Origin of the sequence: Streptomyces sp. NPDC091280 (assembly GCF_044768565.1) — a bacterium.
Taxonomy (GTDB): Bacteria; Actinomycetota; Actinomycetes; order Streptomycetales; family Streptomycetaceae; genus Streptomyces.
In genome coordinates, this window is the sequence record NZ_JBIVUZ010000009.1 from 457,499 (window position 1) to 481,373 (window position 23,875).

Here is a 23,875-nt window from a genome sequence, read left to right on the forward strand (position 1 = left end):
GGACCGTGGGGACATGACAGAGACCCCCGGCGCCGGTACGTCCCGTACGTCCTTCCTGGGTGAGGTGCGGGACGCGGTCAGCCTGCGGGCCACTCTGCTCGTCATCGGCGTGGTCGCCCTCCAGCTGCTCTTCATCGCCTCCTACGTGGGCGCGCTCCACAATCCCAAGCCCAGGGACGTGGCCTTCGGAGTCGTCGCTCCCCAGGTCACGGCCGAGCAGACGGTGGCCCGGCTGAAGCGGCTGCCCGGCTCGCCGCTGGACCCGCGCGCGGTGCCGGACGCGGCGGGCGCGCGGAAGCAGATCCTGAACCGGGACATCGACGGCGCTCTCGTCGTCGACACACGCGGCACCAAGGACACGCTCCTGGTCGCGACCGGCGGCGGCACGGTCCTCGCCACCACCCTGGAGACGATCACCACCACCCTGGAGCGGGCCGAGCAGCGCACGGTGCGCGTGGTGGACGTGGCTCCGGCCTCGTCCCAGGACTTCGACGGGCTGTCGTCCTTCTACCTGGTCGTCGGCTGGTGCGTCGGCGGCTACCTCTGCGCCTCGATCCTGGCGATCAGCGCCGGTGCCCGGCCCGCCGACCCGCGCCGCGCGGTGATCCGGCTGATCGTGATGGCGCTGGTCGCGGTCGTCGGCGGGCTCGGCGGCGCGGTGATCGTCGGGCCGGTCCTGGGCGCGCTGCCCGGGAGCGTGCCCGCGTTCTGGGGGCTCGGCGCGCTGATCACCTTCGCCGTCGGGGCCGCGACCCTCGCACTCCAGGGGGTCTTCGGGGTCGTGGGCATCGGGCTGGCGATCCTGCTGGTGGTGATCGCGGGCAACCCCAGCGCGGGCGGCGCCTTCCCGCTGCCGCTGCTGCCGCCGTTCTGGAACGCGATCGGGCCCGCGCTGCCGCCGGGGGCCGGGACCTGGGTGGCGCGCTCGATCGCCTACTTCAAGGGCAACGCCGTGACCGGGCCGCTGCTGGTGCTGTCCGCGTGGGCGCTCGCCGGGATCCTGGTCACCCTGCTGGGGGCGTTGCTGCGGCGGAAGCACGAAGACCTCCTGGACCGACCGGAGTCGGCCGGCCCGTCCGGCTCTCCGGGCGGATGACCACCGCGCCCGTCGTACGGCACCTCACCCGATCCGCGCCCGTCGTACGGCAGTTCACCCGATCCGTACCCCGAGCGCCGACAGCGCCTCGGTGACCGGCTGGAAGAAGGTCGTGCCGCCGGAGGCGCAGTCGCCGCTGCCGCCCGAGGTGAGGCCGATCGCCGCGTCGCCGTCGAAGAGCGGGCCGCCGCTGTCGCCCGGCTCGGCGCACACGTCGGTCCGGATCAGGCCGTTGACGATGTCTCCGTTGCCGTAGTTCACGGTGGCGTCCAGGCCGGTGACCGTGCCGGTGCGCACCTGGGTCGTCGAGCCGCTGCGGGTCACCTTCTCTCCTACGGTGGCGTCGGCGGCGTGGGTGATGGGCTGCGAAGAGCCGTCGTAGAGGTCGACCGTGCTCGGGTGGGCGACGTCCGAGGTGTACTTGACCAGGCCGAAGTCGTTGCCCGGGAAGCTCGATCGCTCGTTCGTGCCGATCTCGGCGCCGCCGGAGTCGGTCCAGGTGGAGATGGCCTCGGTGCAGTGTCCTGCGGTGACGAAGTAGGGCGCGCCGTCCTTGACCACGTTGAAGCCGAGCGAACAGCGCCCGCCCGAGCCGGAGATGGCGTCGCCGCCCGCGATGAAGGACTTGAACTCCCCGTTGGTGCGCCGGAGTTCGGCCTTGGTGCCGAGTCCGTCGACGACCTCGGCGAGCCTGGTCCACTCCGCGCCGGAGACCGTGCGGTCGGCGGTGACGACGACCTTGTCGGTGGTCGGGTCGGTCGCCCATGAGGTGCCGGGGATGGTGGCGTCCCGCTTCAAGGTCGTACGGGCGGCGGCCAGTTCGGCGAGGGAGTGCTCGACGATTCTCGCCCTGGCGCCGGCCGCCTCGACGGTGTCGGCGGCGGCCCGGTCGAGCACGTTGACCACGAGACTCCTGGTCTTCGCGTCGTAGAACGTGCCGGCCGCGCCGGTGCCGAGGTCCCTGCCGAGCGTCGAGGCGAGTTTTCCGGCCGCCGGGGCCGAGAGGGCGCGGAGTACGGCCGGCTTCGACGCCTCGCCGGCGTTCGCACTCGGCAAGGCGCCTCCCGCGACGACCAGTGCGGCGATGCCCGCGCCCGCCACGGCCGCCCGTCGCCCGGATATGCGTCGGTGCTTCAACTCGCGTCCTCCTGTGGGGGTCTGCCCGGCAGGTCAGCGGCCCGGCGGGCCGAGCGGTAGGTTGACGGGCACCCACTCTCCCCAACCGCACAGGGGGCGCACAAGGTCGACTTGGGTCGCGCGCGGGGCACGGCCGTACGCCCTCATCGCTGTGCCTGTTCGGTGGCACGCCAGGCCGTTCGGACCGCAAACACCGCGGGCGGGCGACGGCCGTCGACCGGTGAGGACTAGCCCTGTCCGGAAATCGGCCCCTCGGGCTCAGGGTCCGTGTGGGGCTCGGCGGGCGGGAGTTGCTCCTGCACCGGTTGTGGTGCCTCAGGGGCAACCGGGGCCACGGGCGCCGCGGGGGCGGCCGGGGCGGCCCGTTCCAGGAAGCGCAGCAGTTCGACCGGGAAGGGCAGGACGAGGGTCGAGTTCTTCTCGGCGGCTACCGCCACCACCGTTTGCAGCAGCCGGAGTTGGAGGGCGGCGGGCTGCTCCGACATCTCCTTGGCGGCTTCGGCGAGTTTCTTGGAGGCCTGCAACTCGGCGTCGGCGTTGATGATCCGGGCCCGGCGTTCGCGGTCGGCCTCGGCCTGGCGGGCCATCGAGCGCTTCATCGTCTCGGGCAGCGATACGTCTTTGATCTCCACGCGGTCGATCTGCACGCCCCAGCCGATCGACGGGCTGTCGATCATCAACTCCAGGCCCTGGTTGAGCTTTTCGCGGTTGGAGAGGAGGTCGTCGAGGTCGCTCTTGCCGATGATGGAGCGCAGCGAGGTCTGCGCCATCTGCGAGACGGCGAAGCGGTAGTCCTCGACCTGCACCAACGCGTCGGCCGCGTCGACGACCTTGAAGTAGACGACCGCGTCCACCCGCACGGTGACGTTGTCCCGGGTGATGCCCTCCTGCGCGGGCACCGGCATCGTCACGATCTGCATGTTGACCTTGCGGAGCTTGTCCACGAACGGGACGACCATCGTGAAGCCCGCCCCGCGCACGTCGGGCCTGAGCCTGCCGAGGCGGAAGACGACCCCGCGCTCGTACTGCTTGACGACCCGGGCCGCCGCCATCGCGTACACCGCTCCGACGGACGCGAGGGTCACTCCCGCCGTCACCAGCTCCTCGACCATCACGGCCCCCAGGGTCCGACGTGGCGCATCAGGTGCTTGCTCCGATACCACGACGGTAACTCCGCGCTCCGCACAAGAGCGAGCCCCCGCACGCCAGTTGCGTACGGGGGCTCATCCGCTGCCGGCCGCGGTCCGGAGCGGGGGAGATCAGGTGGGCGTCAGCCGACGCTCACGCCGTAGTAGCTCAGCGCCTCGGTGACCGGCTGGAAGAAGGTCGTGCCGCCGGAGGTGCAGTCGCCGCTGCCGCCCGAGGTCAGACCGTAGGCCACGGAGCCGCCGTAGAGCGGGCCGCCGCTGTCGCCGCCCTCGGCGCAGACCGTGGTCTGGATCATGCCGTAGACGATGTCGCCGCTGCCGTAGTTGACGGTGGCGTTCAGGGCGGTGACCCGGCCGCTGTGCGTGCCGGTGGTGGAGCCGCGGCGGTAGACGGTCGTGCCGACGCTCGGCGTGGCCGCGCTGGAGATGGTCTGGCTGCCGACCGCGCTCGGGTGGGCGATCGAGCTGTTGGTGTACCGGACCAGCGCGAAGTCGTTGGTCGGGAAGCTGTAGCTGACGTTCGTGCCCAGCGTCGTGGTGTGGCCCGAGTTGGAGTACCAGGTGGAGGCGACCTCACCGCAGTGACCGGCGGTCAGGAAGTAGTAGGTGCTCCCGCTGTGCACGTTGAAGCCGAGCGAGCAGCGGTAGGCGCCGCCGTAGATGGCGTCGCCACCGGTGATCAGCTTCTTGAACTGGCCGGCCGTATGCTTGATGGTGAGTGCGCCCGCGGTGCTGCCCGCCTGCGACTTGATCTTCGCGATCTCGGCCTGGGAGACCGTGCTGTCGACGGTGACGACGACACGGTTCGTCTTGCTGTCGACCGCCCAGGCGGTGCCCGGGACATCGGCCTTGAGCACGGACGAGTTGGCCGCGGAGAGCTGGGTCGCGCTGAACGTCCGGGCCTCGCTCGCGTTCGCGGTGGGGACGGCGAACGCGGCAGCGGCGACGAATCCGGTGGCCACGGCGATCAGCCCGGCACGTCTCGCGATTCCGCTGCGTGGGGTGGTGCGCTTGATCCTCACGTTTCGTTCCCTCCTAGGGGAATTCGGGGGCCCGCGTGGGGTCGGGGCCCGTGAGGCGCAGTCGGGGGGCGGGCGTCCGGTTTTCGAACAAGCCGTGTCCCTGACAAGCGCTGTGGGGGAGTATTCGACCGTGCGACCGGCGGGCGCAAGGGCGCCTTTCGGCCGTGCGGTCTTCAACCAGCCCACGATCTACGCGAGTTGATCACCCCGCCGCAGCCAGCCGCATCCCCGCCCACCAGGGCCGATGCCCGCTCCGCCGGAGGGCCCGCGCCCCCGCCTCGATCGCGACGCCCAGCGTATTGCGCGGCGGCGGGAAAGAGCAGCCGAAACCGTCGGCGGACGCGCACGACGGAAGCACTGCCCGGTCGGGGTGCACCGTCGTGCGCCCCTCGGCGCCGGACCCGGTCACCCCTTGTCCCCCGGCTCGGCGAGCCCGAGATGGGAGCGCAGGGTGGTGCCCCGGTACTCCGCGCGGAACGCGCCGCGCTCCTGGAGCAGCGGCACCACCCGGTCCACGAACTCGTCGAGCCCGCCCGGCGCGGGCTCCGGTACGAGGACGAAGCCGTCGGCGGCGCCCTGCTCCACGAAGGTCTCCAGTTCCGCGGCAACCGCCTCGGGGGTGCCGATGAAGGACTGCCGGCCGCTCGCCTCGATCAGGGTCTGCCGGATGGACAGGCCCTTCTGCCGTGACAGCGCCCGCCATCTCTCGGCCGTCGCGACGGGGTCGCCGGACCGGGCCGGCCCCGGAACGGGCTCGGGCTCGGGCACCGGGTCGAAGTCGGGGAACGGGCCGTCGGGGTCGTAGGAGGAGAGGTCCGTGCCCCAGATCCGCTCGACGGCGAGGATCGCGTGCCGCGGGGAGACCCGCAGGCGCCGGATCTCGGCGGCCCGCTCCTGCGCCTCGGCCGCCGTGTCGCCGAGGACGACGGTGACCCGGGGCATGATCTTGAGGTCGTCGGCGCCGCGGCCGTACCTGGCCAGGCGTGCCTTCACGTCGGCGTAGAAGACACGGCCCTCCTCCAGCGTGCCGGGCCGGCCGAGGACGACGTCGGCGTCCCGGGCCGCTGCCTCCCGGTCCTCGTCCGAGTCCCCGGCCCGGATGACGACCGGGTGGCCCTGGGGTGGGCGCGGGACGGTGAACTCGCCCGCGACGTCGAAGTGCGGGCCCCGGTGGGCGAAGGGCCGGGAGAGGCCGTCCGGGGTCCAGGAGTCCCACAACTCCCTTGCCACGGCGATGAATTCGGCAGCCCTCGGGGAGCGGTCGACAAGGTCGTGGTGGCCGCCGCGCCGGAAGTTCTCGCCGGTGCGGGCGTCGGCGGCGGCCACCACGTGCCAGGCGGCCCGGCCGCCGCTGAGATGGTCCAACGTGGCGAGTCTGCGGGCGAGTTCGTAGGGCTCGTTGAAGGTGGCGTCGACCGTGGCGGCCAGACCGATCCGCTCGGTGACGGCGGCGAGCGCGTTCAGGACGGTGAGCGGCTCGGGCCGTCCCACCGCGTCCAAGTCGTGAATACGGCCCCGGTGTTCGCGCAGCCGCGGTCCCCCGGCGAGGAGGAGGAAGTCGAGGAGTCCGCGCTCGGCGGTACGGGCCGGCCGCTCGAAGGAGGCGAAGGCGATCCGCGACCCGGCCGCCGGATCGGCCCGCGCGGTGCTGTCGGCGCCGGGCAGGCGCGCCGCCAGATGGATGGTCCTGCGCGCCCGTACGGTCATGACGCTCCCCCGGGCACGGCGTACCGGTTGGCGGGCCGGGCGAGGCCCAGGTGCTCGCGGAGCGTGCTGCCCGGGTAGAACGTGCGGAACAGGCCCCGGTGTTGGAGCAGCGCGACCGTGCCGTTGACCAGCCGTTCCAGGTCGCGGCGGGGTTCGACGGGCGTGAGGTGGAAGCCGTCGACGGTACGGTCGCCGTGCCAGGCCGCGATCAGTTCGGCGAGGTCGACCGGGCCGCCCCGGTACAGCGGGCCCTGCGCGGTCTGCCGGGGGCCGCCACCGCCGTGGCCCGGTTCGGCCGCGTGCTCGCCGTCGCCGAGGTCGACCACCAGGCTCACCAGGACCCGCAGGGTGTCGGGATCGCGCCCGGACTTCTCGGCGGACGCCCGCAGTTCGGACCGTACGGCGCCGGCCTGCGCGGAACTCGCGGCGCGGACGAGGGCCACGTCGGCGTACCGGGCGGCCGTCCGCCGGGCCTGGCCCTCGGTGGCGTCGACCACGCGGACCGGGTGGCCCTGCGGGGGTCTGGGCACGGTCGAGGGGCCCTTGACGGAGAACGCGGAGCCCTGGAAGTCGACGTGGTGCGGCCTGTCCCGGTCGCCGGAGTCGCCGGTCGCGGTGGCCCGGATCCCGGCCGCGTCCGGCCAGCTGTCCCACAACTCGGCGGCCACCTGGGCGACTTCGCCCGCCTCCTGCCAGAGCGCGTCGGCGGGCGCGGCGTGGCGGCGGCCGAAGAGCCGGGCCTCGCCCTCGGTGGTCGACACGTCGATCCGCCAGCCGGCCCGGCCCCGGCTGACCCAGTCGAGGGTCGCGACCGCGGCCTGCACGTGGAAGGGCTCGGTGTGGGTGACGGTCACGGTGGGCACCAGGCCGATCCGGCCGGTTCTCGGGGCGACCCGGGACAGGACGGAGAGGGCGTCGGGGCCGGGGCGCGCGAAGGTGTCGTCGAGCGTCACGAAGTCGAGTCCGCCGCTCTCGGCGAGCCGTACCAACTCGACGTAGGAGTCCGCGTCGTAGGCCGACGGCTGGTCGACGGCGGCGGCCAGATGCAGGCCCCGGCCGTGCGAGGAGGTCATGGGAGGAAAGCCTTCCTGTCGTTCCGGAGCGCCCCGGGGAGGACCAGGTCCTGGGCGGAGCGCGGGACTTCACCGACCGGATCGGGGCTACGCGGCGGCCCGGTACGCGAGGTCCCGCAGGAACGCCAGCACGGCCCGTGCGGTGGCGTCGTTCTGCCGGAAGGCGGGGCCGCCGGTGCGCGGCCGGGTGAAGGCGCCGGGGGTCCGGACCTCGGTGTAGGGGCCGAGCGCGAAGCGCCGGGGGTGCGGGCGGCCGGCCGCGTCGAGGATCCGGCCGTCGACGCGGTCCACCCGCAGCAGCCCCTCCGGGGTCTCCACGGCGCCGTCGGCGCGCAGTTCACGCAGCAGCGGGTCGAGGGCGCGCCCGACGGTGGGTTCGGGCAGCCGGGCCTCGACGAGTGCCCGTGCCTCGACGGTGACACCCGGCACGGTCGGACTGGACGCCCGGAACACCCCGTCCCCAGCGGTGACGGCCAGGTCGGCGCCGACGAACCGCACGATGCCGGCCCGGGACAGCGCGAGCAGTTGACGCAGCCGGGGTCCGGGCGGCCCGGAGGCGAGATAGCTGAAGAAGCCGTGCCACCAGGGCCCGACGTCACCGAGCCGGATCAACTGCCCGTAGACGGAGAGCAGTCCGAGGAAGACGGACAGGTCGGGGCTCTCGGCCGGGTCGTGACGACGCGTCAGATCGGCCTCGACATAGGCCCGCAGGCCCTCCTGGAACGCCTCCTGCGAGGGATAGCGCACCCCGTCCAGCGGGCGGTCCAGCGCCGTGAGGTCGAGCCGGTCGGCGGGGTCGGGCACCGCGGACGCCACGAGTGCCTCGCGCTCCGCCGCCTCCCCGGCCGCGTACTTCTCCTCGAAGTCGGCCCAGGCGATCACCGTCCGCTCGGGGTGCGTACCGAACAGCCGGTGGTAGTGCGCGAACCCCAGCTCCTTCTCGATCAGCGGCCATACGTCCCGCCGGAAGTCGAAGCCCTCCGGCCGGGCGAGCAGCGCGTCGACCTCGGCGGGCCCGAAGAACCGTGGCAGCGGCGGCCGTTCACCGGTCCACTCGTAACCGATCTTCGAGTGGTACGGCACTCCGCGCCGCGAGCCGACGTACAGCACCGGCTCCTGCCCCGAGGGGACGTAGGTGTCGCCGTCGTGGCGTCCGCCGCGTCCCTCGGTGAGCAGCACCATCAGGTCGACGAAGGCGAGTCCGAAGCCGCGGACGATGACGGGTTCGCCGGGCGCGAGGGAGCTGAGGTCGCTGTCGGCGGTGAAGTCGGGCGGCAGGTGGACCAGTTCGTGGGCGCGGGCGTAGGCCGCCAACTCGCGCTGTTCGTCGTCGAGTTCGGCGTCGAGGTGGCCGATGGCGATGACCACGAGGTCGGCGGGAAGGGGGTGTGGGCGGCCCTGGAGCCACACCTGCTGGCGGCCCTCGCGCGGGCCGCTGACCCGCAGGGCGCGCCGCGCGTGGTGGTGGACGGTGACGCCCGGCGGCAGCGCGGCCACGGCCTGTTCGTGCACCCAGCGCAGATAGGCGCCCTGGAGCTGCCGGTCGGCGAAGGTGGAGCCCTCGATGTCCGCCCATTCGTGCAGCGTGGGTCCGGGGCGTACCGGGCCGTCCATGACCACCGTCTCGTCGGTGAACATGGTGACGTCCTCGGCGTGCGAGTTCATCCACAGCAGGGGCGACTGGGCCGCGCGCCAGATGCGTCCGGCGCCCGGCGGATGCGGGTCGACGAGGTGGATGTCGAAGCCCCCGGCGCCGGGCCCGGAGTACAGCTCGGGCGCGCTGGCGGCGATGCGCTCGATCAGGCCGGTCCCCCGCGGCCCGGCTCCGACGATCACGAGGGAGGGCCGGGTGCCCGGGGCGGCGGATATGGGGGTGGGAAGGTCGGAAGACATGCGAAGACTCCGTGACGTGAGCAACACGGGCGAATGCCTTCACACAGGACGCCTCGCGGCGCCGTACGGCCGAGCCCCTCAGCAGGGCCGTCCACCGACTGTACGGCGCCGTTTCCCCTCGCTGTCAAGGGAGTCCACACTGTGAGCAGTACGTCTCATCTCGGTTGACGCCCCACCGGATGCCTGTTCCACTTGGTCCATGCATCCACAGCAGTGGCTGGTCAAGCGCTCCCACATCGACCTCGGTCGCGTGTGGTCCTCTTCCTGTTGAGCTGACCCACTGCGCGTCCCGGTCGCCGGATTCCCCGTCCGACCGTGCGCTTCACGAGTTCTTCCGCTCCCCCCGTTCCGCCTTCACACGCACCCCTCCCCTCGGGTTCTGTCGGTACTTCTGTGTTTCCCCGTTTCCCCGTTTCCCCGTTTCCTCGTTTCCCCGTTTCCCCGTTTCCCCGTTTCCTCGTTTCCCCGTTTCCTCGTTTCCCCGTTTCCTGCACCGCGTCCACCGGGCCTACCGGGTCAGCGCCGCCGTACGCCGTCGTGGTGTCGCCCGGACCCCGATCACCCGGTCCATCAGCGCACCGAGCACATCGCGTACGGAGTCCCGGTCGCGCGCGTCGCACTCCAGCACGGGCACGTCCGCGCCGAGTCCCAGCGCCTCCCGGACCTCCTCCACGTCGAACCGGTCGGCGCCGTCGAAGCGGTTGACGGCGAGGACGAACGGCGCGCCCTGCGACTCGAAGTAGTCGACCGCCGGGAAGCAGTCCTCGATCCGCCGGGTGTCCACGAGGACCACCGTGCCGAGCGCGCCCTCCACCAGGTCGTCCCAGAGGAACGAGAACCGGTCCTGTCCGGGGGTCCCGAACAGATAGAGCGTCATCGTCGGATCGAGCGTGATCCGCCCGAAGTCGAGGGCGACGGTCGTGGTGGTCTTCGCCTCGACCCCCACCAACGAGTCGACGCCCACGGAGACTTGGGTGATCGCGGCCTCGGTGTCGAGGGGTTCGATCTCCGAAATGGCCCCGATGAAGGTGGTCTTGCCGACCCCGAGGCCGCCGCTGACCACGATCTTCACGGCCAGCGGCACGATCTTGTCAGAGCGCCCGGACATGGTCCCTGATCCTTTCGAGCATCGGGAGCGGGAGCTCCGCGGGTTGCCGGCAGGCGAGTTGCCCGGCGACGACGAGGTCGGAGATCAGCACCTTCGCCACTCCGAGCGGCACCCCGACCCGGTGCGCCACCTCTGCGACGGTCGTCGGCCGCTCGCACACCGCGACGATGTGGCGCCGCTCGAACGCGAGCGACTGATCCGGCACGCCGACGGCGACGACCAGCGTCTCCAGCCGCAGATCGGCCTGGAGGGGCTCGGACCGGCCGCCGGTGATGATGAACGGCCGGACGAACGTCGCGTCCTCGTCAGGTTCTACGTCTGTGGACTGTTCACCGTTCACCGTGGCAACGCCTGTCGCAGATCGGCGATGAGCGTCGGGGTGAGCAGATCACCCGCCCGCTCCGCGAGCACCGCCATCTCGTAGCCGACAAGGCCCAGTTCACCGCTGCTGTCGGCGAGGACACCGAGACAGCTGCCGTCCCGGATCGCCGAGACGAGCAGGAAGCCCCGGCCCATCTCGATCATGATGAGTTTGACCCCGTCGAAGCTGTACCGCTTGGACGCGCTGCGGGCCAGGCTGCTCAACCCCGAGACGATCGCGGCGAGATGGTCGGCCTCGGTCCGTCCGAGCCCGTCCGACACGGCGATCAGCAGCCCGTCGGAGGAGACGGCGACCGCGTCCCGTACCCCGTCGGTGCTCTTGACGAAGTTGGCGAGCAGCCAGTTGAAGGTCTGCGAGTCGTGCTGGGTGTCGACGGCGGTCACTTGGCGGCACCCTCGTTCGTGTCGGCGTTCTGCTGCTTCTCCTTCTCGACGCTGATCCCGCCCCGCATATGGGCGCTGCGCAGCGTGGAGAGCATCCCGGAGACCTGTTCGGGGGTCCGCTCCGGGTTGGGCGGTGCGGCGGGCGCGGTGCGGTCGGTGCGGTCGGTCTCGCTCACCGCCGCCGCGATGGCGCTGCGCTGGGGCCGCTTGACCAGGCCGTTGCGGGTGCGCGCGGCGGACGAACCGCCCTTGGCGGCCACCGGGGCGACCGCCGGTTCGGGCTGGGGCTCCATGTCCGTCTCCGCCTTCCGCGGCGCCGGGACCGAGGGCTTCTCCTCGGCCGCCTTCTCCGTCAGCAGCGCCGCGGGGATCAGCACCCGCGCGACCACACCGGCCGCCGGCGCCTCGCCGAGCCGCACCTCGATACCGCACTTGCGGGCGAGCGCGCCGACCACGAAGTGGCCCAGGAACCGGGTGGGTTCGGCCATGAAGCTGGCGGTGCCCGACAGGCGTACGTTGGCCTCGGCGAGGGCCTGGGTGTCCATGCCGAAGCCGTGGTCGACGATCGCGACCAGATAGCCGGCGCTGGTGCGCCGTCCCTCGATCTCCACGTCGGAGTCCGGCGGCGAGAAGCTCAGCGCGTTCTCCACCAGCTCGGCCAGCAGGTGGGCGATCTCGACGACGACGGAGCCGGTGACGAACGCGGGCTCGATCCGGCGCAGGGTGACCCGGCGGTACTCCTCGACCTCGGAAAGGGCGGCCCGCAGCACGTCGTTGACCGCCAGGGGCGTGGACCAGGGGCGGGGGCTGGACTCGCCGGCGAGCACGAGCAGGCTCTCGGCGTTGCGGCGCATGCGGGTGGCCAGGTGGTCGAGTTCGAAGAGGTTGGCGAGGGTCGCGGGGTCGGCGTCCTCGTGCTCCAGCTTGTTGATGAAGCTGATCTGCCGGCGCACCAGGTTCTGGTTGCGACGGCCCAGGCTCACCAGGGAGTCGGTGGCGTTGCGCCGCAACACGGCCTGTTCGGTGGCGAGATCGAACGCGGAGCGCTGCACCCGGTCGAACGCCTCGGCCACCTCGCGGACTTCGGCCCCGGCCCGGTCGGTGACGACCAGCCGGGCGGGCGGCTGCGGCACGGCCCCGGAGGAGCCGTCCTGTACGGCGGCCACGGCCTGCGGCAGCCGGCTCCCGGCCACCTCCCGTGCCTGCTGGGCGAGTTCGACCAGCGGCGCGGAGACGGACCGTACGCAGTCGAGGGCCAGCGCGCCGAGCGCGGCGATGGTGCCGAGGGCGAGCAGCAGGAACAGCAGCAGGTCGCGCTGGGCCGAACTCTCCAGCTGCGCGGCCCGGTTCTCGACATCGGTGCCGAGGGAGATCTGCACGTTCCGCAGGCCGTTGATGGTGGAGGTCATGGAGTCCCACCAGGCCATGGGCGGCACGGAGCCCGCCTTCAGCTTCCCGGTGCCGTGCACCGCCTTGCTCTCGTACGCCAGCGCGCGCTCGGCGTCGGGCGTGGTCAGCGCGGTGTTCAGCCGCCGTTCCTGTACGGCGGTGGCCGACCGGGGGAAGGCGTCGAGGGCGGCGAGGCGTCCGGCGCGGATCTCCATGAAGCGGCTGTAGTCGTCGCCGCGGAACTTCCCGGCGCGTACCGAGCCGAGCACGATGGCCCGCTCCTCGCCGGTGAACTCCTTGGCGTTGCCGAGGACTTGGAGTGTCTGGTAGGCGGCGCGCAGGGTGCCGTCGTGGACGTCCGCAAGGCCGAGGTCGAGCCGGTCGAGGACGGTGATGGTGGTGGTGAAGTAGTCGAAGGTGTCCTTCACCACGCCGGTGCCGTCGTCGGCGTCCTTGCGGATCCCGGCCAGGCCGTCGAGCCGGCCGAGGGACTCGCGCACGGAACCGGCGGCCGAGTCCTCGCGCCCCTTCAGGGCCACGTCCAGCTGCTCGCGCGCGGCATCGGTCGCCTTGCGCTGCGCGGGCAGTTTGGCGCTGAACTGCCGGACTCCGCCGACGTATCCGGTGGTGAGCCCGCGCTCCTTCTGGAGCTCGTGCACGAGTCCCTGGAGGGTGATCTCCAGGCGGGCGTTGTCGGCGGTCGCGGAGGCGTTGCGGTAGGCGGAGACCTGCTCGGTGGCCGCGATGCCGAGCAGGGCGAGCAGGACCGCGAGGGCGAGGACCAGAATCCTCAGCAGCCGGGTGCGGATGCTCGTGGTCGCTTTTGTTGTGACGTCCACTGAAGTGCCTTAAGTGGGTGGCGAGTTGATCGGGAGTCGAACCTGAGTCAGAACCTGAGGAAGAAATGGTTCTGCTCCCGCCCAACGACACCCACGGCACACCGGTCACCGGATCATGTTTTTGTTTTACCGCGCCGAAACACGGGCGGCCCGGCCTCGCAGGTCAGTGATGCTCCGCGAAGCGGTCGTATACAACGGTGGTGACTGCCCGTCACGGTCAGCAGTCGCAGCACGAGAGGCATTCACAGCACTCGCAGCATTCGCAGGCCTCGCAGCAGCCGCAGTCGCATTTCGAGCAGCAGCCCTCGCGCCGCCGCCGCGACCACGGCCCCTCGTACTCGTCGGCACAGCACACCTTGCAGGTGCAGCAGAGCCCGAGCGCGACGGCGCACCCGGCCCAGAAGCCGCGCCGGCCGGGCCGCGGGGGCTCACCGCCGAAGGGGTTGCCGCCGTGCGGGCTCCCACCGTAGGGGTTGCCGTCGTGGCGCGGATCGCCCGGCGGGTAGGGGGTCTGCGGCGGTCCGAAGGCGGCCTCGGGGGCGTGCCCGCACGACTGGGTCCCGAAGGCCCGGTCCACCGAGCGCCCGAGTTCGTGCGCGAGCAGCAGATGCGCGAGCCGGCCGTCCGTGAACTCGGTCTCCCGCAGCGCGAGGCGGATCCCGTGCAGCGCGTCGTCGGCGAGCCGCCGGGCCTCGGTGAGCGGGGTGCCGGTCGCGGTGAGGGGGTTCCAGGCGCCGTTCACGGCGTCGGACTCCCGGTCCTCCACGGCGTCCAGGAGGTGCGCGAGCCGGCCGAAGAGGCGGCCGATCTCGGCGAGCGGTACGACGTTGCCGGGCCGTCCGGCCAGGATCGCGGTGTGGGCGAAGGCCGCCGCGGTGGCGGTCTCGGTGGGTTCGGTGACGGTGAGGACCGGTGTACCGGGCCCGGCGAGCGCCTCGACGCCGAACTGTCGCTCCACGGCCTCCACCAGGACACCGGCGTCGAAGCCGACCGCGGAGCCGGTCCGCGCCCCGGCCCGCCCCCAGCTCCCGGCGACCCGCCGCGCGGCGAGCGCCACCGGCCCGCGGGCCAGCAGCCCGTCCCCGTCGGCGACATGGTCGCGCACCTTGGCCGAGGCGAGCACCAGCGAGACGGCCGCCGCGAGCCGCGCCCCCTCGCCCTGCGCGACGGACGCGGTCCGCATCCCGCGCAACGGGCAGGGCCCGGCCGTACGGCGTCCGGCGTGTCCGGCGTGTCCATCGCCGTCCGCACGCCCGGTCTGAGCCTCCGTCAGGACGGACAGCAGCAGACCGTCGTAATTGGTGACGATCCTCGCGAACTGCCCATGATCGCCGCGCAGTGCGAGGCACAGCCCGCACAAGTGCGCCATCCACTGGCTCTTGAGACTCTCACCGAGCCGATGACCGCAAGGGCGGACCATTCCGAACACGACAACCCCCCGCGGCGTGAACGACTTCTGACGGGGCATCCGAAGGTCGACATGGCAACTGACCGGGCGTTGAGCAGCCGCATCCCGTCGACCACCTCGTTCACCCGTACGCACCAGCCGTCACCCGGACGCCGGGAAGAATCATATTTCACTCTCAGTCAGCAGCCCTGTCCGGCAACACCCTTGATACACGGGGGCCCTCGACGTATTGGCTGTGCACCAGTAGCGTCACAAACCCCCCGCGCGGCGTCTATCCACTTGGCGCGCGATCCGCATCATGGATGACCATAGGGATGCGGATAGCAATAAAGACCGCTGTGAGAGGAGGCGTCCATGGGATCGGTACGCAAGGCGAGTGCCTGGCTTGGGCTCGTTGACGACAACGATGACGAGCGCTACTACGACGACGACTACTCCGAAGGGACCGAGCAGCCCGGGGATGCCTGGGTGACGGACCCGCGAGTGAAGGTGGCCTCGGACGTGGCCGAGGTGAAGGGCCGGCGCATCGGCACGGTCACCCCGGACAGCTTCCGGGACGCCCGCGCCATCGGTGAGCTGTTCCGGGAAGGGGTCCCGGTGATCGTGAACCTCACGGCGATGGAGGCGACCGACGCCAAGCGCGTGGTCGACTTCGCGGCCGGCCTGACCTTCGGTCTGCGCGGCACGATCGAGCGCGTCGCGACCCGTGTCTTCCTGCTGACCCCCGCCAACACCGAGATCGTCAGCGGCGACCCGGTCGCGCGCCGCGAGGACGGCTTCTTCAACCAGAGCTGAGGCAGGGCCGCTCATCGGCCCTGCCTCCCGCAGGGTCGCCAAGGACGTCGGGCCTTCCTACCGGAAGGCGTCGAGTCCGGTGAGCGCCTTGCCCAGCACGAGCTGGTGCATCTCCACGGTGCCTTCGTAGGTGAGCACCGACTCCAGGTTCGTCGCGTGCCGCATCACCGGGTACTCCAGCGAGATCCCGTTGGCACCGAGGATCGTCCGCGCCGTACGGCAGATCTCGATGGCCTCCCGTACGTTGTTGAGCTTGCCGAAGCTGACCTGCTCGGGACGCAGGCGGCCGGCGTCCATGCGCCGCCCCAGATGGTGGGCGAGCAGAATCCCCTTGTGCAGTTCGACCGCCATGTCGGCGAGCTTGGCCTGGGTGAGCTGGAAGCCGCCGATGGGCCGCCCGAACTGCTCCCGGGTCTTCGCGTATTCGACGGCGGCCTCGAAGGAAGCGCGCGCCGCGCCCATCGCACCCCACACGATTCCGTAACGGGCGTGCGACAGACAGCTCAGCGGCCCCTTCAGCCCGACGACCTCCGGCAGCACGGCGTCGACCGGCAACCGCACGTCGTCGAGGACGAGTTCACTGGTGACGGACGCGCGCAGCGACCACTTGTGCTTGATCTCGGGTGCGGAGAACCCGGCGCTGTCGGTGGGCACGACGAAGCCGCGGATGCCGTCGTCGGTCCGCGCCCAGACGACGGCGACACCGGCCACGGACCCGTTGGTGATCCACATCTTCCGTCCGTTGAGCACCCAGTCGCCGCCCGCGTCGCGCTTGGCGTACGTCCGCATGGCGCCCGGGTCGGAACCGTGGTCGGGCTCGGTCAGCCCGAAGCAGCCGATGACCTCGCCGGAGGCCATGCGCGGCAGCCAGGTCTGCTTGTGGTCCTCGCTCCCGAAGCGGTGGATCGCGTACATGGCCAGGGACCCCTGCACCGACACGAGCGACCTGATCCCGGAGTCGGCGGCCTCCAACTCCAGGCAGGCGAGCCCGTACTGGACGGCGGAGGCACCGGCGCAGCCGTACCCGTCGAGCGACATCCCGAGCGCCCCGACACCGCCCAACTCCCGCGCCAGCTCCCGGATCCCGGGCAACTCGCCCTTCTCGTACCACTCGGCGACGTACGGCAGCACACGATCGGCCGCCCAGTCGCGCACGGTGTCACGGATCGCGAGGTCCTCGGGGTCGAGCAGGTCGTCGATGCCGAGGGGGTCGGCGGGGTCGAAGGGGGGCAACTTCGAGGACGAGGACGCAGCCATGCAGGGCCTCCGCAATCTAAGAAAACTACCACTGCTAGTTACGATAGCGCGGAGGTCCGCCCCACGGCACGGACCGGGGGCCGAGGTTCAGGCGGGGATGCGGGACTCCGCCACTTCCCGAGGGGCCGGCACCGTGGCCGGCGGCAGCTCGCAGTGCATGATCCGGGGCAGGCGCAACGCCATCACCGCGCCCAGCAGGAGCAGGCCCGCGCTGACGAGGAGCGTGATGTGCAGGCCGTGCACGAAGGCGTGCCGTGCCGCGTCGCGCAGGGCGGCACCACGGGCCCCGCCGAGACGCGACGCGACGTCGTACGCCTCGCCCAGCGAATGGCCCGCCGAGACCGACGCCGAGGTCGGCACCCCGGGCACGGACCGCAGCCCGGGCGCGTACGCCGCGTTCATGACGCTGCCGAGGAGCGCGATGCCGATACCGGCGCCGAGCTGGTAGGAGGTCTCGCCGATCGCCGCCGCGCCGCCCGCCTGGGCCGGCGGTGCCTCGCTCAGCATCGACTCGTAGGCCCCGAAAAGCGTCATCTCCAGGCCGAACCCGAGCAGCAGGAACCCGAAGAGCAGCAGGCCGGTGTTGTCCCGGCCGCCCATCGCGGTGAGGGTCAGCACCGAGACCGCGGTCAGGCAGAAGCCGGAGCACACCATCCGGCGCGGGCCGAAGCGCCGTAGCATCCGCGCCCCGAACAGCCCCGCCGCCATCGCCGCGAAGGTCAGCGGCAGCAGTCGTAGACCCGTCTGGAGGGGCGACAGGCCCAGGACCAGTTGCAGGTACTGGGCGGCGATCAACTCCAGGCCCACCAGGGCCAGCATCGCCAGGACGATGCAGCCGACCGACGTGCTGAACGCCGGCCTGCGGAACATGCTCAGGTCCACCAGCGGATGCGTACGGCGCCGCTGCCGTCGCACGAAGAGCACCAGCAGGACCGCGCCCACGAGCAGCGGGGCCACGGTCCACGCGCTGTCCACCGGCTCGCCGCCGCCGAGCCGCTTGACGCCCAGCACGACGCCGAAGAGGCCGCCGGCGGCCATCAGCGCGCCGACGACGTCCCACGGGCCGTCGCGGTCGCCGCGGGACTCGGGGAGCAGCAGGCGGCCGATCGGCAGGCTGATCAGCATCAGGGGGATGTTGACCAGGAAGACCGAGCCCCACCAGAAGTGTTCGAGGAGGAAGCCGCCGAGCAGCGGTCCCACCGCCGCGCCGACCGCCGCCACCGCGCTCCACACGCCGATCGCGACCGCGCGCTCGCGCCGGTCGGGGAAGACCTGGCGGAGGATCGACAGCGTGGCGGGCATGATCATCGCGCCGCCGACGCCGAGCAGCGCCCGCGCGAGGATCAGGACCTGGGCGTCCTGGGCGCAGGCGGCCAGGCCGGAGGCGATGCCGAAGAGGCCGTAGCCGAGGAGGAGGACGCGTCTGCGGCCGACGCGGTCGCCGAGCGTGCCGAAGAGGATGAGGAGCGAGGCGCAGACCAGCGGATAGACGTCGACGATCCAGAGCAGCTCTATCGCGCCGGGCTTGAGGTCCTCGGTGACGGCGGGCACCGCCACGTGCAGCACGGTGGCGTCCAGCGCGACCAGGAGCAGGCTGACGCAGAGGACGACGAGGACGACCCAGCGGTTGGCACCGGCCCCGGCCGCCCGGCGGCGCAGCGCTGCGGCGGCCGTGGTCGTCCCGGACATGCACTACCTCCCAGATGTTCCCTCGCGTTCGGCGGGCTCACGGGGTGGGGACTCCCCGTGACTGCGGCCGGAGAGGAGCGGTGTCCCCGGCCCGCGCAACGAAGGCGAGTGAGCCGTCAGAGTACGCGAGTTCACGCCAATGCCACGTGGCGGACCTCTCACACTCCCCGGACAACACGTGTGGCGTACACCACTCCCCCTCCTGTGGAGCACGCCCCGCCGGGCCGGCCGGTTCCGGGCGCCCTCGATAATCGGGTCCGTGACCGATCTTGAAGCACCGCCGCGCCGGGCGGCCCCGGCCCTCCTCGGGTACGCCGCCGTCCGCGCCCTGGGCCTGGTGGTGCTCGCGGTCTGGAGCGCGGCGCGCGGCAAGAGCGCCCACACCTTGCTGACGGCCCGGTGGGACGCCCTCTGGTACACCCGGGTCGCCGACCTCGGTTACGGCTACGAGGTGCGGCTCCCGAACGGCGACGTCCACTCGAACCTCGCCTTCTTCCCGCTGTTGCCCTGGCTGGAAAGGTTCATGCACGCGATCTCCCCGCTGTCGTACGCCGACGGCGGTCTCGTGGTGAGCCTGCTCGCCTCGCTCGCGGCGGCCTGGGGGATCTTCGCGGTCGCGGAGCACGTGTACGGCGGGCGGGCGGGCGTGTGTGCCGTGCTGCTGTGGGCCGTGCTGCCGGTGGGAGTCGTGCAGTCGATGGCGTACAGCGAGTCGCTGTTCACGGCGCTCGCCGCCTGGTCGCTGTACGCCGTGCTGACCGGGCGGTGGGTGACGGCGGGCGTCCTCGCGCTGTCGGCCGGGCTGACCCGGCCCGTGGGGCTGGCGGTGGTCGCGGCGGTGTGGGCGGCGGGCATCGCCTCTTTCGCGGCCTCTGCCGACTCCGGGGCCACTGCCGACTCCGGAGCCGCTGCCGGAACTTCTTCCGTGACTTCTTTCGGGCGGGATCGGGGTGCGGCGCGCGCACCCGGCGCGCAGAAGTGGCGGTGCGCCCTCGGTATGGCGCTCGCGCCCCTGGGCGCCGCCGGGTACATCCTGTGGGTCGGCCACCGCACCGGCAAGGGGCCGCTGGGCTATCTGGACGTGCAGGCGGGCTGGCGCAACGGTTTCGACGGGGGCGCCGCCTTCGCCCGCTTCGTCGGCGAGAAGTTCACCTCCTTCCCGTCCGCCCTGGCCGGGGTCGGGCTGATCGCCGGGGTCGCGCTGGTGCTCTGGCTGTACGTCGTGGGCGTCCGCCAGCGCCAGCCGCTGCCGCTCCTGGTGTACACCGGGGTCGTCACCGCGCTCGCGCTGTGCGCGTCGAGCTACTTCGGCTCGAAACCGCGCCTGCTGATGCCCGCGTTCCCCCTGCTGTTCCCCCTCGCGCTCGCCCTGGCCCGGCTGCGTACGTCCAGGTCAGCGTGGGTGGTGGGCGGTGTCGCGGTGGCGTCGGCCGTGTACGGGGCGTTCTGGCTGAACGGCACCGGTCCGCCATGATCCACTCCGGGGACCGGTGAGCGTCCGGCTAATTTCACCCCAGCATTTGGTGAACTAATTCATAAGTGCCATAAAACTGGGGCCCGGCATGATCAAAGGAATTGCAGGACGGAGCCATCCGGGATTGCGGAATCCACGGAAATAAACCCGTCGCTGAGAGCTTTCCCACATCACATCGTCATCACAAAGCCGCTGATTCGACGGGCATCCACACTCACTCGCTGTAACGTCGATTGGGTGCGTACCGAACGAAACCTCACCCGTCTGGACCGGGTGTTCGCGAGGCTGGACCGGGAACCGGAACGGCCCACCCACATCGATGTGCCGCGGATGAGCCGGCACAGGGTCGTGCTGTTCGCGGCGACCCTGGCCTTCTATCTGGCGATCGTGTGGCTCGTCGTGACCACCTCCTGGCTGGTCCGGTTCGACTGGCAGGTCATGTTCTTCCGGCCCTACCAGCAGTGGGCCGGCATCCACTGGTTCGTCGACTACTACGTGGTCCTGGGCCAGCGCGGCCCGACCGCCGTGATGGTCGCGGCCTGGCTGGGCTGGCGTTCGTGGCGCCAGCACACGCTGCGCCCGCTGCTGACGCTGGGCACCCTGTTGCTGCTGCTGAACGTCACGGTCGGCGCCGCCAAGCTCGGCATGGGCCGCCTCGGCCCGCACTACGCCACCGTCATCGGCTCGAACGAGATGGGCCTGGGCGGCGATATATTTCCCAGCGGCCACACCGCCAACGCGGTCGTGACCTGGGGGATTCTGGCGTATCTGGCCTCCACTCCGAGAGCCCGCCGCTGGCTGTCCGCCGCGTCCGCCGTGACCTCGCTCGGCGTCGGTCTCGCCACGGTCTACCTCGGTACGCACTGGCTGAGCGACGTCCTGCTCGGCTGGGCCGCCGGTCTGCTGGTGCTGCTCGCCCTCCCCTGGTGCGAGCCGCTGATCGCGCTGGCCGAGACCCGCATCTTCGACTACCGCGACCGCTGGCGCGCCCGCCGCGGCCGTCCGGCCCCCGCACCCGTGCCGACCTCCCCGGTCACCGCGCCCGTGCTGCTCACACCGCGCACGTCCGCCTCGGGCGACGAGGTCCCGGCGGCCCGCGAGACGGTCACCGCGAGCCGTTCGGCGCGGCCTCCCGCCCATCTCGCGCCGAGCCCGCACACGACCCGCTCGGAGCGCACCCCGGTCACCCCGATCGGCAGCCGCCGCCCGCCCCATCCGGACCGGGTGGCACGTGGCACCGCCTCGGCGACCGCCCGCCCGGCGGCGGGCGGCTGACCCACCAGGCCGCGGGGCCGGTACGCACAAGCCATCCCCGCACGACGAAGGCCCCGGTTCCTCCTGCGGAACCGGGGCCTTCGTGACGTGCGCGTTCAGCCCTTCCAGGCGCGCGCCACGGTGCCGTCCCGCACCTCGAAGTTGAGCCGCCCCGCGCGGTACTCCATCGTGATGATCGCCCCCGGGGGCAGTGAGCGCACGGTCGACCACCCGCGTTCCCGCGCGAGCCGCTCGGCCTCGGGCGCGTCGAGGCCGACGTAGGTGTTGGGGTTGTCCTGGGGCTCCGCCGGTGGAGTCGGAATGGGTGCCATGCCCGCCACGCTAGCCGCTCTCCCGCTCTCGACGGCCCTCTCCGGTCACACTTCTGTCACAGGATCAGGACGTGTGTTTTGTTCCGTCCGGCTCACACGTATGAGCGGTTCCGTACGCCTTACGCGGGCATTCGAACGTAATTCCCGCCCATCGGCCCGGCCCGTCGAATAGCCCGGCGGAAAGTTCCGCGAGAACCGGCCCGGGCCCCCCATTCCATTCCGATTCCACGGCGTACGGCGGGAGCTGACGCAGCATAAGAGTTTCACCGTTCCGGCACAGAATCGCCGTGCGGGCCCCGGCCGTGGCGGTCCAGCGCGCGGGACAGCCGGTCCCGTACCGCCCCGATCGCTCCGATCAGCTCGACCGGCTCCAGGACCTCGAACTCGAAGCCCGTCATCACCACATGGATCACCATCACATCGAGGTTCGGCGCCCCGGTCCGCAGCAGACAGGTGTCCGGCCCGTCCGCCTCCAGCGTCCCGGCGGAGGGCGAGATCCGCTCGGCGGCCCGCTCCAGCGGCACGAGGAGCCGGACGACGGCCCGCGTGGCGTACGCGCGCGTGGAGACCCCTTTGGAGACGTACGCGGCGAGGTCCTCGGCCGGTGGCTCGCGCGGGGTGAAGCGCGGCCCGTGCGGCGGCCTGGGCGTGACGCGGTCGACGCGGAAGGTGCGCCAGTCCTCGCGGTCCAGGTCCCAGGCGACCAGGTACCAGCGGCGCTCGGTGCACACCAGGCGGTGCGGTTCGACGGTACGGCGGGTGGACGCGCCGTCGTGACTCTCGTAGGCGAAGCGCAGCCGCTCGGCGTCCCGGCACAGGGCGGCCAGTTCGGTCAGCACGGCGGGGTCGACGGCGGACGGCGCCGTGTTGTGCAGCATCGGCACGGTGAAGGCGTTCAGCGCGCCCACCCGGCGGCGCAGCCGGTTGGGCAGCACCTGCTCCAGCTTGGTGAGGGCGCGCACGGAACTCTCGCCGATGCCCTCGATGCCCTGCCCGGCGGCGGTGCGCAGACCGACCGCCACCGCGACCGCCTCGTCGTCGTCCAGCAGCAGCGGCGGCAACTCGGCGCCCGCGCCCAACTGGTAGCCGCCGCCCGTGCCGGGGCTGGCGTTGACGGGGTAGCCCAGCTCGCGCAGCCGGTCGACGTCCCGGCGCACGGTGCGCGGGGTGACCCCGAGCCGGTCGGCGAGATCGGCGCCGGACCAGTCCCGATGGGCCTGGAGCAGCGAGAGCAGCCGCAGAAGTCGTGCCGAGGTCTCCAACATGGTCGAAGTCTGTAGCAAGGGCGGCACGACCGTGCCCCCGCCCGGTCGACGGACCTGGCGGGGGCGCAGTGGGAGCGGTCGGAGCGGTACGGGCGCTGCGGCTCAGAGGTCGAGCTGCTGGCCGGGGATGATCAGATCGGGGTCGCCGCCGATGACCGACTTGTTGGCGGCGTAGATCTTCCGCCAGGTCGTGCCGTGCTCGGCCGCGATGCCGCTGAGGGTGTCGCCCTCGCGGACGGTGTAGTCGCCGCGGGAGGTGCCGCGCGAGACGCTGTTCGTGCCGCGGTCCGGCGTCTTCGCCGCCGGCTTCGACGGGGCCGCCTTCTTGGCCGAGTTCGCCGTCGACTCGCTGGACGACTTCTTCGTCGTCCTCGTGGACTTCGTCTTGTCGGACTTCTCGGTCACCGTGCCCGAAGAGGCCGCGGGTGCGCTGCCGTTCGCTCCGGCCCTGACCGAGCAGACCGGCCAGGCGCCCCAGCCCTGGGCGTGCTGGACCTTGGTGGCCACGGCGATCTGCGCGGACCGGGAGGCCTGGTCGGCGGTGGCCGCGTAGGCCGAGCCGCCGTAGGCGCGCCAGGTGCCGGCGGAGAACTGGAGTCCTCCGTAGTAGCCGTTGCCGGTGTTGATGTGCCAGTTGCCGCCGCTCTCGCACTGGGCGATGCGGTCCCACACCCCGCTGTCGGCCGCCGCGGCGTTGCCGGTGGCCGCGAGCACGCCCAGAGGGGCGAGCAGGGCGGCTCCGGCGAGGACCGCGGTCGTCCGTGCCTGACCCTTGCGGTGGGTCTCAGGCGTGTTGTCGCGAGTGGTATCGGCACATTCGGACATGTAGTTCCCTCTCCAACAACTCGGGGTCCCCCAAGGCGGTTCGCGGCTCCCACGCATCGACGTGGTCCTCGCGCCCCGCCCCGTCCGCCGGCGGCTGTGCTGTTGAACGGGCTTGATCGGCCGGCGGACGTTCCCGAGCGGTGCTCGTTGCACACGGCGGAGGAATGTACGGATGTGGACGAGCCGATGTCGACCAACGGCCTGTTGTGCCAGGCCAGTTGACTGTTACCGCAGGTAGCGGCACTTTCCGGACACCCACTACATTCCCTCATTTACTGATTTTTCGACCAACGACCTCATCCATCTGTGACTCGGTTCACGCAACCAACTCCCTTGCCTTTTCATGGAGTTGACAGGGAGTGCCGGATTCCGTACCCGGTGTCACGCTGTGCTGCGGTT

Annotated in this window: 21 protein-coding genes; 4 read left to right on the forward strand and 17 right to left on the reverse strand. The window is 71.7% G+C overall.

From position 1 onward, the window contains the following. Positions 1-13: 13 nt before the first annotated feature. Positions 14-1,096, forward strand: coding sequence for a DUF3533 domain-containing protein (locus tag ACIQPR_RS28270; protein WP_403653794.1), 1,083 nt, complete (start codon positions 14-16; stop codon positions 1,094-1,096). Positions 1,097-1,150: 54 nt separating this feature from the next. On the opposite strand, the gene ACIQPR_RS28275 is transcribed toward ACIQPR_RS28270, so the two are convergent. The 12 genes from ACIQPR_RS28275 to ACIQPR_RS28330 all read right to left on the reverse strand — a co-directional run bounded on the left by ACIQPR_RS28275 (position 1,151) and on the right by ACIQPR_RS28330 (position 14,606). After that, a complete protein-coding gene (locus ACIQPR_RS28275) occupies positions 1,151-2,233 on the reverse strand; it encodes a S1 family peptidase (RefSeq protein WP_403653797.1) in 1,083 nt (360 codons plus the stop codon). Positions 2,234-2,460: 227 nt separating this feature from the next. Then, positions 2,461-3,345, reverse strand: coding sequence for a slipin family protein (locus tag ACIQPR_RS28280; protein WP_403653962.1), 885 nt, complete (start codon positions 3,343-3,345; stop codon positions 2,461-2,463). A 158-nt stretch (positions 3,346-3,503) separates the two neighbouring features. After that, positions 3,504-4,403: a S1 family peptidase gene (locus ACIQPR_RS28285; protein WP_403653800.1), complete on the reverse strand. Its 900-nt coding sequence runs from the start codon at positions 4,401-4,403 to the stop codon at positions 3,504-3,506. Positions 4,404-4,605: 202 nt separating this feature from the next. Continuing rightward, the gene (locus ACIQPR_RS28290; RefSeq protein WP_403653803.1) at positions 4,606-4,812 is read right to left on the reverse strand and encodes a DUF1684 domain-containing protein; all 207 of its coding nucleotides are present in this window, start codon (positions 4,810-4,812) and stop codon (positions 4,606-4,608) included. Then, positions 4,809-6,110 (reverse strand): NtaA/DmoA family FMN-dependent monooxygenase, encoded by a 1,302-nt coding sequence (locus ACIQPR_RS28295; RefSeq protein WP_403653806.1) that lies wholly within the window; start codon positions 6,108-6,110, stop codon positions 4,809-4,811. The genes ACIQPR_RS28290 and ACIQPR_RS28295 overlap by 4 nt, the downstream gene beginning before the upstream one ends. Further along, entirely contained in the window at positions 6,107-7,183 is a 1,077-nt protein-coding gene (locus tag ACIQPR_RS28300) for an LLM class flavin-dependent oxidoreductase (RefSeq protein ID WP_403653809.1), read from the reverse strand. The genes ACIQPR_RS28295 and ACIQPR_RS28300 overlap by 4 nt, the downstream gene beginning before the upstream one ends. A gap of 87 nt (positions 7,184-7,270) precedes the next feature. After that, positions 7,271-9,076 (reverse strand): FAD/NAD(P)-binding protein, encoded by a 1,806-nt coding sequence (locus ACIQPR_RS28305; protein WP_403653812.1) that lies wholly within the window; start codon positions 9,074-9,076, stop codon positions 7,271-7,273. Between the two features lie 508 nt (positions 9,077-9,584). Then, positions 9,585-10,184 (reverse strand): GTP-binding protein, encoded by a 600-nt coding sequence (locus ACIQPR_RS28310; protein WP_403653815.1) that lies wholly within the window; start codon positions 10,182-10,184, stop codon positions 9,585-9,587. Then, a complete protein-coding gene (locus ACIQPR_RS28315; protein ID WP_403653818.1) occupies positions 10,168-10,524 on the reverse strand; it encodes a DUF742 domain-containing protein in 357 nt (118 codons plus the stop codon). The genes ACIQPR_RS28310 and ACIQPR_RS28315 overlap by 17 nt, the downstream gene beginning before the upstream one ends. Further along, positions 10,521-10,949, reverse strand: coding sequence for a roadblock/LC7 domain-containing protein (locus ACIQPR_RS28320; RefSeq protein WP_019074895.1), 429 nt, complete (start codon positions 10,947-10,949; stop codon positions 10,521-10,523). Before ACIQPR_RS28320 ends, ACIQPR_RS28315 begins: the two co-directional genes overlap by 4 nt. Further along, positions 10,946-13,177 (reverse strand): nitrate- and nitrite sensing domain-containing protein, encoded by a 2,232-nt coding sequence (locus tag ACIQPR_RS28325; protein WP_403653821.1) that lies wholly within the window; start codon positions 13,175-13,177, stop codon positions 10,946-10,948. The genes ACIQPR_RS28320 and ACIQPR_RS28325 overlap by 4 nt, the downstream gene beginning before the upstream one ends. 217 nt (positions 13,178-13,394) lie before the next feature. Continuing rightward, the gene (locus tag ACIQPR_RS28330) at positions 13,395-14,606 is read right to left on the reverse strand and encodes a DUF5685 family protein (RefSeq protein WP_403653824.1); all 1,212 of its coding nucleotides are present in this window, start codon (positions 14,604-14,606) and stop codon (positions 13,395-13,397) included. 333 nt (positions 14,607-14,939) lie between these two features. Between ACIQPR_RS28330 and ACIQPR_RS28335 the strand changes: the two genes are divergently transcribed. Beyond that, positions 14,940-15,380, forward strand: a complete 441-nt coding sequence (locus ACIQPR_RS28335; protein ID WP_403653827.1) for a cell division protein SepF — start codon at positions 14,940-14,942, stop codon at positions 15,378-15,380. Between the two features lie 57 nt (positions 15,381-15,437). Here ACIQPR_RS28335 and ACIQPR_RS28340 read toward each other — a convergent pair whose 3' ends face one another. Then, positions 15,438-16,637: an acyl-CoA dehydrogenase family protein gene (locus tag ACIQPR_RS28340; protein WP_403653830.1), complete on the reverse strand. Its 1,200-nt coding sequence runs from the start codon at positions 16,635-16,637 to the stop codon at positions 15,438-15,440. An 87-nt stretch (positions 16,638-16,724) separates the two neighbouring features. Then, positions 16,725-18,326, reverse strand: a complete 1,602-nt coding sequence (locus ACIQPR_RS28345; protein WP_403653833.1) for an MFS transporter — start codon at positions 18,324-18,326, stop codon at positions 16,725-16,727. A gap of 259 nt (positions 18,327-18,585) precedes the next feature. On the opposite strand from ACIQPR_RS28345, the gene ACIQPR_RS28350 reads away from it, so the two are divergent. Both ACIQPR_RS28350 and ACIQPR_RS28355 read left to right on the forward strand, forming a co-directional pair. After that, the gene (locus ACIQPR_RS28350) at positions 18,586-19,800 is read left to right on the forward strand and encodes a hypothetical protein (RefSeq protein WP_403653835.1); all 1,215 of its coding nucleotides are present in this window, start codon (positions 18,586-18,588) and stop codon (positions 19,798-19,800) included. A 237-nt stretch (positions 19,801-20,037) separates the two neighbouring features. Next, positions 20,038-21,075, forward strand: coding sequence for a phosphatase PAP2 family protein (locus tag ACIQPR_RS28355; RefSeq protein ID WP_403653837.1), 1,038 nt, complete (start codon positions 20,038-20,040; stop codon positions 21,073-21,075). A gap of 95 nt (positions 21,076-21,170) precedes the next feature. Here ACIQPR_RS28355 and ACIQPR_RS28360 read toward each other — a convergent pair whose 3' ends face one another. The 3 genes from ACIQPR_RS28360 to ACIQPR_RS28370 all read right to left on the reverse strand — a co-directional run bounded on the left by ACIQPR_RS28360 (position 21,171) and on the right by ACIQPR_RS28370 (position 23,476). Further along, complete coding sequence (locus ACIQPR_RS28360) at positions 21,171-21,386, reverse strand: I78 family peptidase inhibitor (protein ID WP_403653840.1); 216 nt, start codon at positions 21,384-21,386, stop codon at positions 21,171-21,173. Positions 21,387-21,649: 263 nt separating this feature from the next. Further along, positions 21,650-22,651 carry a helix-turn-helix transcriptional regulator gene (locus ACIQPR_RS28365; RefSeq protein WP_403653843.1) on the reverse strand — a complete coding sequence of 334 codons (1,002 nt, stop codon included), beginning with the start codon at positions 22,649-22,651 and terminating at the stop codon, positions 21,650-21,652. Positions 22,652-22,753: 102 nt separating this feature from the next. After that, positions 22,754-23,476 carry a transglycosylase family protein gene (locus ACIQPR_RS28370; RefSeq protein ID WP_403653846.1) on the reverse strand — a complete coding sequence of 241 codons (723 nt, stop codon included), beginning with the start codon at positions 23,474-23,476 and terminating at the stop codon, positions 22,754-22,756. Between the last annotated feature and the right edge of the window lie 399 nt (positions 23,477-23,875).